Source organism: Aliterella sp. E5.1 (assembly GCF_057473825.1).
Map to the genome: position 1 here is coordinate 1 of NZ_JBYCCV010000138.1, position 7637 is coordinate 7637.

Consider the following 7637-nt stretch of genomic DNA (forward strand, 5'->3'; position numbering starts at 1 on the left):
ATGTAAGATCCTCGTTAAGAACTTTGAGCGCACCTTGACCAATGCCACCACGAAGCTCAATCTCTGCTTCGTCAGGTTAATGATTAAGCGACTTGCCGCCTTTTAGAGATGTCAAATGGGTTCTATAGGAATCTTGACAGACTGTCTTAAAAATTTGCTCAAGAGAGGAAACTTTGTTTGTACCGTAGCCTAATAAATCCAAGTCTTTAGTTGCTCTATGGGGTGAGGAGTGCCAAACCGTAAACAGGGTTGCTCCTTTGAGGATAAATTGATTACTGTACTGAGATTTCGCCAGCCTATATAAAAGGCGCTCTACTGCATATCGAGTTAGCAGGAGGTTAAACGTTTCCCCCTGCTGTTTCGCTTTTTGTAACAGCCGTGCGCGCGCTGATGCCGCATAGTTTTTGGCTTGCTGTTGGCTCATTCTAGGCTGTCTAGGTAAGGGCGCATTACATTCTCCATACGGCAGAAGCGGGCATATAGCCAGATTTCGTCTATTGAGCATCGCCGTTCTCGCCAACACTGGCGCAGAGCTTCTAGAGCAACGTCTAGACCAATCTTATTTCGATACTTGAAACAGTCCGCGACGGTCTTAGCAATGCAGTACACCCTGACAGTAATGCCTTCAATTTGATGTTCTTCAATGCCCAAGTCTAGAGCTTCCCCTGACATATAGACAATCCGTAGAGGTAGAAGATTATCTTTTGGGTGACGAGCTTTCTGAGGAATCGCCATCCAGACTTCAAACGGAGCTTGGGAAGTTAGTTCATAGAAGCTAAGTGCAGAGAGCAGGCAGATAACACCGTTTGGCACTCGTTTAACTGCTTCTACAAGGGTATGATGCTCTGTTATGTCTGCTTCCACAGAGGTATAAAGACCACGCCCCGATCTTATCAGTAGACCTTGCTGCTCTAGATGTTGCAATACTGAGGGATGGATACCCCGTGAAGCCATATCTTTGGCACGGATTACTCCTACATTACGAGCTACTTCTAGAACCTGCTGGGTTTTATTCATAATCAATTAAAACTCAACAACTAATTTGTAAAAGATAAAACGTTGGTAAAAATTTATAACTACCTACATTTTATCTTAAAAAGGTAACAAAGCCTAGGGTAGGTAGTTCTTCAAAAGTAAAACCAGCAATAGGGTTACGGAAAATACTCTCAGGCGGTTTTAGAGGTGACACAATAGGTATTTGCTCATTGTAATGGAGCCGCGTTGCAAGGCGATCGCTCTAGGGCTGGTTGCCCCAACTAGGGACGGACTTGAATGTCTTACACCCCGGCTACCTGTAGCGACCCACAATCATAATTACGTCAGACCACAATCATCGCCTTTTTGAGACCAGATTAGCTGCAACTAAACTTGCACTTGAGACCACATTAGTTCTAAATAAGACCACATTATTTGCAACCAGACCACAATCATCCAACTGAGACCACATTAACTGCAACTATAAGCTTATTGCTTGAAACCATGTCTCTAACTCATATCTAGGAAATGGTATGTCAGAGAAGTCAATAAACTCGTTGTTACTTTGGCATATATTGCCGTAGATAAAATTACTGAGTTATTTAACCTAAGAAATGACTATTTACTGCTGCGTAGCAACTGGTCAACTTTCAGTAAATAAAACGCTCGTTTTCTTTACTTAAGTTTCTGCTCATTTTCTAGTTGCAGTTAATCTGGTCTCAACTTTAGTATTGTGGTCTGGTTGCAAATAATCTGGTCTTAGTTGGATTTAATTCGGTCTCAAGTGCAGTTTTAGTTGCAGTTAATCTGGTCTCAAAACAGCGATTATTGTGGTCTGGAGCGTTTAGTATTGTGGGTCGCTACAATTACTCCCACTGAGGGGTTGCTTGACCTTTGGCTTCACGGCAAGTCACCGCATACGCAGCGTTACTACCGCCGCGAAACACTAAAGTTTCTTAGGGTTGTAAATAAACCCATTGAGTCAATAACCTTAGCTGATGTCCAAGGCTATGTAACTGCCCTCAATCAAAGCTCTTTGGCTGTTTCTTCTATTGCTAGGGCGATCGCAGCAATCAAATCTCTGTTCACTTTCGCTCATCAAAAAACGGGGCTGCTAAAAGCCAACCCAGCCGGAGCGGTAACTCTGCCCAAGGTGAAGGATTCCTTAGCAGAGCGGATTTTACCGGAATGGGTAGTCCAGACGATGATTGGGTTGGAGCCAAATAAGCGCAACCGAGCGTTGCTGAAGCTACTGTATGTTGCAGGGCTACGGGTGTCAGAGGTAACGCAATTGCAGTGGTTTTCGCTGCAACCAAGGGATGTTGGGGGACAGGTATTGGTCTACGGTAAAGGTGGTAAAACACGGGCAATCAAGCTGCCTGCGTCACTGTGGCAGGAGTTGCAATCGATGCGGGGTGACGCGGCAATTGGTGAACCAGTATTTAGTAGCCGCAAGAAAAAGGGCGTTTGAAGGAGATGCAGGTCAATCGCATTGTCAAAGCTGCGGCAAAAATATTAAGGGTTGCTTTTTTGATTTCTTTTCCTTTTAATGTAATTTCGTTTGGACAAAAATTCAACTATAGCTGAGTCTAAGAGATCGCCCATATCTTTAAACTCATCGTTGTCTATTAGAAAATGTCTTGCTGCATCGCCAGTAGTTTTGAGGACAAAACCGCTTGCTAACGTGTATTTAGGATCTTTCTTTTTTCCAGTTTTGGGTCTACCCCGTTTACGTGGGGGTGATGGTTCGGTCATTTTGGGGTATGAGTATCATCAGAACAGAAAACCGGGTTAAGAAATATTATATGAGTAATACCTCTTTCATGTCCGACCACCCCTCTTTAACCTCCAATATTGCGATCGCTCACTCTAGTGCAACAATTACCCCTACTGAGGGGTTGCTCGACCTTTGGCTTCACGGCAAGTCACCGCATACGCAGCGTTACTACCGCCGCGAAGCACTAAAATTTCTTAGGGCTGTAAATAAACCCATTGAGTCAATAACGCTGGCTGATGTCCAAGGATATGCAACTGCTCTCAATCAAAGTTCCCTGGCTGTTTCTTCTGTTGCTAGGGCGATCGCGGCAATCAAATCTCTGTTTACTTTCGCTCACCAGAAAACAGGGCTGCTGAAAGCCAACCCAGCCGGAGCAGTAACTCTTCCCAAAGTGAAGGATTCTTTGGCAGAGCGGATTTTACCGGAATGGGTAGTACAGACGATGATTGGTTTAGAACCAAATCAGCGCAACCGAGCGTTGCTGAAGCTACTGTATGTTGCAGGATTGCGGGTGTCAGAGGTGACGCAATTGCAGTGGTTCTCGTTGCAACCAAGGGATGTCGGGGGACAGGTGTTGGTCTACGGTAAAGGTGGTAAAACACGGGCAATCAAGCTACCTGCATCGCTGTGGCAGGAATTGCAATTGATGCGGGGTGACGCGGCAATTGGTGAACCAGTGTTTACCAGCCGTAAGAAAAAGGGGTTTTTGTTGGAGATGCAGGTCAATCGCATTGTCAAAGCGGCGGCAAAAAGAGTGCCAGGATTAGAGGCGACTGTAGCTGACACTGTATCACCGCACTGGCTGCGTCATGCTCATGCAAGTCATGCAATGGATCGCGGCGCTCCAGTTCACTTGGTCAAAGAGACCTTGGGTCATGCAAACATTGCTACTACTGGGCGCTATCTTCATGCGCGACCGACGGATAGTTCTAGTCTCTATTTGGAATCGTGAGAGCATCCAATTGAAATTGGAAAAGTTTGCAATCATGCAAGTTCTGTGACTACCGCCCGGTATGATAGGCGGGAAAAGGCAGCACTGGCGTAAGGTGGCGCAATTAGGTTACATACGCCGTATGGATGATCGCGCATTCTAAACCCAAAACTAATAGCGGTACTTAAACAAAATTCAAGCCCAAAATACAGAAAGTAGGGTTATTGCAAGTTAAGTGTCTATCAGCTTACCCAGGCTATTAACAATAATGAGAAATGAATAAACGATTCTGAAAGAAAAAGGATGCTGGGCTATCACCCAAACTGAGCAAGTGTTTTGCCACATCTTGAACATCTTGTTGGCTTCTTACCTTTTTATCTGAAAGATAAACCCCCAGCAATGCCTGATTTATCAGGTGATGAAAACGAGTATCCGGTAATTGAGAAACACTTGTTGTTGCATTTTCAATAAAATATTTGAATCGCTCAATCATTTCATCTTTGCTGCTGTAATAGAAACAAAAGTTCAAATCTCCATTAATTCGATCCTCTTCTTGATCAATTAAGTAATCGAGCAAGATATGTAGCCCTTGAACCCACGGAAAATAGCTATTTTTGATCTGATTTATTAGTTCATCAGATAAACCTTGATCCAACGAGTAAGCCACTAAACAAAAAATTCCCAAAGTTGAACCAGTACAAGCAGAAAACTCATACCAGCTTAATTCAGGAAATTGTTTCTGGTGTAAAGAAAACCATGTCTTTAATCGTGGAACTCGCTCTTCAACCTTAATATGTTTATAAATTTGCAAATCACAGTAATAATTAGCTAGTTCATGCAAGGTTGGAGCAATCTTTGGGTAATTCGGTATTCTGCATAAGACTTCCTGGCAGGTTCTTACCAACTTTCTTAAATAGCCGCCATCTTCTTGATCGTCACGAACCCGGTAATAGTTTGTACATTTTGAATTTGGCGTGAGAGCCTGGAAGATAGATTCATGCAATGCGCGAAAATCCTTGGGATCTAGTGAATTACTACGATCACACAAATTATCCAAGTAATCACTAATTGTTTGATAAGCAACAATAAATCTAATGGCTTCACGCCAGTGGCTTCTAGCAAGTAATCCGTAGATTGAGCCACCTTCACAATGAAATTGTTTGGCTTCAATGCTCTTTAGAGCTTGTTTACGCAGTTCTAAATTTGGAATTTGCTGCGCTTGGGTCTTCCAATTATTTAAGTAACTCCGAACTGCTGGAAGAACCTTAAAGTAGGTTTCTGACATCAGTGTCCAGCGAGAAAACGGAATATTCATAGCGGATGTGATTTTTGCAATTGTCAACAACAGAGATAGCTACTGCCATGACCATAAGAGAGGTTGTACTGTACAACCTCTCCACAGAGGAAGAGTTAGCTCTGAAGCTTAAGGTATGTTGCAAAAAGTGCTTGAAAACAGAAAATTTCTTGGAGAAAAAAGCGGGGTGAAATAACTTCTGACAGCAAGTACCGTGCAGAAACTGGCAGCAAATCGCTAGTCCTGTGACTACCGCGCGGTACGACAGGCGGGGAGAGGCGGCTAAAAGCAGGGCGGCAAATCTGCTGCATACTCCTTATAAGGGCGTTAGCGACCAAGACAAGTATAGGCAGTTAGGTTGAGCAATCTGGATGCCGAAAATAGTAAGAATCAAGGTATTGACAGATATCGCGTCAGGAACGCAATTCAAGAAAGCTATAAATAAGTAGCTCTTTGAGACACCCTTCTTTTGATACAGTTAGATTAACTGCGATCGCGCGAACAAATGTCCTTCAGACGCACAAATTAGGTGTATCAAAAAAAGGCTAGTCCGTAAAGTATGTCTTGGCTAAAGTATGGGGTTGATGCTGATAATTTCCTAATTGCCATAGAAGATGTAACTAGCGGCAGCACAAATCTAATGTGTCCTTATTGCCGAGGCGTGTTGACAGCGAAAAAAGGGCGCATTAAGGCTCACCACTTCGCGCATACAAATGAGACTTGCCGCGAGGTGCAGCAAAAAAAGAACCGGGACTTGCCAACTCTACCTCTCTACGAGCAATTCAATATATTCCTGTCAGGAAAAGAATTAGAGCATTTACAGAAACTATGGCAGCGATACGGTTGCAACAACCGTAAGATTTTGCGCTCAAATGTACTTCCAGCATTTTTGCGGGAGGAGTTGTTGGAGTACAACGACTTTATGGGGCGCGGAGGAGGCTATCAATTTACAAAGCTGGGGAAAATACCTGTCGGTGCATTGTCGCTAATGCTGTTTAATTCTGTACAGGAACCACTGTTATTGGAGAAGCTGGACGAGTTAGAAGATGTGACTGATCAGGCTTATGATTCTAATAGTCCGCTTCCTACCGAGTGCTTGAGTGACCTACGGATTTACCGCGCATCTTTGCGAAAGATTCTCCTCAATAATCTATACTATCTGGAAGCAACAGCAGACAGGCAAACCTTTTATAAGATTGGGGTGACAACGCGACCAATCGAGGAACGAGTCGCGGAAGTCGAACAGGACTTGAGATCGCACTTCGGCGTACCTGTATCAGTCGAGGTGCTGGGGACTTGGACGCATCGCGGCAACGTAGAAAAGTATTTTAAATATCGCTATGCTCGTTTTAATTACCCGATTGGGAGTTTAACTGAATACTACAAATTTAATGATGAAAGCGATGCAGCATCAGTTTTGCGCGATTTGCGCCGGATGAAGCTCAAGGATTTATCACAAAAAGAACAGGAAATTATTGATGGGTTACCAAGCCCAATAGAGCAAGCTATTGAAGCAGACATTCAAGCTCATCAAGTAGACATTCAAGCTCAAAAGCGATCGCACTCAATTAGAGTAGGAATGCAAAGAGCCGTGCAATGGGGAGCGCACGATAGCCAAGGGTATTAGTCCTCATTGGTTGCGCCACGCCCATGCTTCTCACGCGATGGATCGTGGCGCTCCTATTCATTTGGTCAAGGAAACTTTGGGTCATGCAAACATCGCCACTACTGAGCGTTATCTTCATGCGCGACCGACAGATAGCTCTAGCCTGTACTTGGATTCATAGGAGCATCCAATCGAAATTAAAAGACCTTGCGATCGTTATAATTTTGTAATAACCGCGCGGTATGATAGGAGAAAAGAACCAGCTAAACGTAGGGCGGCGAATCTGCTACATACGCCGTATGTGTGATCGTGATTTATACTTATAAACTACATTCTGTAGAGATGGGCGATCGCAGTGCCAATTTCTTTTGTAGTCAACGGTAATCTTTGAATAGACTATATGCGCTTCATACCTGTAACTGAGTACATTCGCAAAAAACGCTGGTGTGATAAAAATGGTTGGACAGAGCTATTTTACGAAAAAGGCAGTTGGTTTGCCTTTCCGCCTAATGCTGTAATTCCGCAAAAAATAAGCTGGACAAAGTGGGAAAGGCTAAGGCTTCTAACTGTGAGCATTTTGCCTTTATTATTGATACTATTATCAGCACTTATCATTGGGCTAACATTCTTTGTTGCCTTCAATTAGGCTAAAGCCAGAAGTTGCTGATGCGATCGCTTAAGCAGCACCCAAGCTTGCGATAGCTTCACCTGTGCTTGACGCGATGTACCTAGAGCGCAGCGACCGAAAAGCATTCCTGAATTTGTAGCTACTTGGGCAAGTCTACCTTTAGCAGAATGGGCAGTGAAGCTGGACATAGCAGCAGATATGCTCGTAGCAGGCGATCGCTTGCTCGATCCAGAGTACGATGGCGAACCGACAGCATTGTGCCGAAGACTTAGCCGAGGGAAAGCGATCGCCGATAGAATAGAGAATATCCAATTGAAGTTGAAAAAGCCTGCGATCATGTAAGCCCCGTGACAACCGCGCACTATGACAGGCGGGGAGAAGCGGCACTGGCGTAGGGCGGCGAGTTTGCTGCATATGCCTTACGTG

The 7637-nt window shown here is 44.2% G+C and carries 10 protein-coding genes and 2 pseudogenes; 6 read left to right on the forward strand and 6 right to left on the reverse strand.

The annotated features are described in order from the left end of the window. A pseudogene (locus tag AC2VE5_RS22935) lies at nt 1-106 on the forward strand (transposase); the annotation flags it as partial. Here AC2VE5_RS22935 and AC2VE5_RS22940 read toward each other — a convergent pair. Then, entirely contained in the window at nt 77-424 is a 348-nt protein-coding gene (locus AC2VE5_RS22940; RefSeq protein WP_486889983.1) for a nucleotidyl transferase AbiEii/AbiGii toxin family protein, read from the reverse strand. The pseudogene AC2VE5_RS22935 and the gene AC2VE5_RS22940 overlap by 30 nt on opposite strands. Further along, entirely contained in the window at nt 421-1017 is a 597-nt protein-coding gene (locus AC2VE5_RS22945; RefSeq protein ID WP_486889984.1) for a type IV toxin-antitoxin system AbiEi family antitoxin domain-containing protein, read from the reverse strand. Before AC2VE5_RS22945 ends, AC2VE5_RS22940 begins: the two co-directional genes overlap by 4 nt. Nucleotides 1018-1825: 808 nt before the next feature. Here AC2VE5_RS22945 and AC2VE5_RS22950 point away from each other — a divergent pair. Beyond that, entirely contained in the window at nt 1826-2446 is a 621-nt protein-coding gene (locus AC2VE5_RS22950; protein WP_486889985.1) for a tyrosine-type recombinase/integrase, read from the forward strand. A 44-nt stretch (nt 2447-2490) separates the two neighbouring features. Here AC2VE5_RS22950 and AC2VE5_RS22955 read toward each other — a convergent pair whose 3' ends face one another. Then, entirely contained in the window at nt 2491-2730 is a 240-nt protein-coding gene (locus tag AC2VE5_RS22955; protein ID WP_486889986.1) for a hypothetical protein, read from the reverse strand. Nucleotides 2731-2780: 50 nt separating this feature from the next. Here AC2VE5_RS22955 and AC2VE5_RS22960 point away from each other — a divergent pair, with 50 nt between their 5' ends. Further along, a complete protein-coding gene (locus AC2VE5_RS22960) occupies nt 2781-3704 on the forward strand; it encodes a tyrosine-type recombinase/integrase (RefSeq protein ID WP_486889987.1) in 924 nt (307 codons plus the stop codon). A 238-nt stretch (nt 3705-3942) separates the two neighbouring features. Here AC2VE5_RS22960 and AC2VE5_RS22965 read toward each other — a convergent pair whose 3' ends face one another. Beyond that, the gene (locus AC2VE5_RS22965; RefSeq protein WP_486889988.1) at nt 3943-4998 is read right to left on the reverse strand and encodes a tetraprenyl-beta-curcumene synthase family protein; all 1056 of its coding nucleotides are present in this window, start codon (nt 4996-4998) and stop codon (nt 3943-3945) included. A 95-nt stretch (nt 4999-5093) separates the two neighbouring features. After that, entirely contained in the window at nt 5094-5288 is a 195-nt protein-coding gene (locus tag AC2VE5_RS22970; RefSeq protein WP_486889989.1) for a hypothetical protein, read from the reverse strand. A gap of 248 nt (nt 5289-5536) precedes the next feature. On the opposite strand from AC2VE5_RS22970, the gene AC2VE5_RS22975 reads away from it, so the two are divergent. Both AC2VE5_RS22975 and AC2VE5_RS22980 read left to right on the forward strand, forming a co-directional pair. Next, nucleotides 5537-6604 carry a competence protein CoiA family protein gene (locus tag AC2VE5_RS22975; protein ID WP_486889990.1) on the forward strand — a complete coding sequence of 356 codons (1068 nt, stop codon included), beginning with the start codon at nt 5537-5539 and terminating at the stop codon, nt 6602-6604. Continuing rightward, nucleotides 6588-6764, forward strand: a pseudogene (locus AC2VE5_RS22980) (tyrosine-type recombinase/integrase); the annotation flags it as partial. The gene AC2VE5_RS22975 and the pseudogene AC2VE5_RS22980, both read left to right, overlap by 17 nt. A 461-nt stretch (nt 6765-7225) precedes the next feature. On the opposite strand, the gene AC2VE5_RS22985 reads toward AC2VE5_RS22980, so the two are convergent. Further along, the gene (locus AC2VE5_RS22985) at nt 7226-7399 is read right to left on the reverse strand and encodes a hypothetical protein (protein WP_486889991.1); all 174 of its coding nucleotides are present in this window, start codon (nt 7397-7399) and stop codon (nt 7226-7228) included. Here AC2VE5_RS22985 and AC2VE5_RS22990 point away from each other — a divergent pair. Continuing rightward, on the forward strand, nt 7335-7553 hold the full coding sequence (locus AC2VE5_RS22990) for a hypothetical protein (protein WP_486889992.1): 219 nt from the start codon (nt 7335-7337) through the stop codon (nt 7551-7553). The two genes, AC2VE5_RS22985 and AC2VE5_RS22990, sit on opposite strands and share 65 nt — an antisense overlap. The last annotated feature ends 84 nt before the right edge of the window (nt 7554-7637 follow it).

What these genes read in the sequence shown, in the direction of transcription:
- AC2VE5_RS22960 (WP_486889987.1), top strand. Translation starts at nt 2,781, where the DNA reads ATGAGTAATACCTCTTTCATGTCCGACCACCCCTCTTTAACCTCCAAT.
- AC2VE5_RS22940 (WP_486889983.1), bottom strand. Translation starts at nt 424, where the DNA reads ATGAGCCAACAGCAAGCCAAAAACTATGCGGCATCAGCGCGCGCACGG.
- AC2VE5_RS22955 (WP_486889986.1), bottom strand. Translation starts at nt 2,730, where the DNA reads ATGACCGAACCATCACCCCCACGTAAACGGGGTAGACCCAAAACTGGA.
- AC2VE5_RS22945 (WP_486889984.1), bottom strand. Translation starts at nt 1,017, where the DNA reads ATGAATAAAACCCAGCAGGTTCTAGAAGTAGCTCGTAATGTAGGAGTA.
- AC2VE5_RS22970 (WP_486889989.1), bottom strand. Translation starts at nt 5,288, where the DNA reads ATGCAGCAGATTTGCCGCCCTGCTTTTAGCCGCCTCTCCCCGCCTGTC.
- AC2VE5_RS22975 (WP_486889990.1), top strand. Translation starts at nt 5,537, where the DNA reads ATGTCTTGGCTAAAGTATGGGGTTGATGCTGATAATTTCCTAATTGCC.
- AC2VE5_RS22985 (WP_486889991.1), bottom strand. Translation starts at nt 7,399, where the DNA reads ATGTCCAGCTTCACTGCCCATTCTGCTAAAGGTAGACTTGCCCAAGTA.
- AC2VE5_RS22965 (WP_486889988.1), bottom strand. Translation starts at nt 4,998, where the DNA reads ATGAATATTCCGTTTTCTCGCTGGACACTGATGTCAGAAACCTACTTT.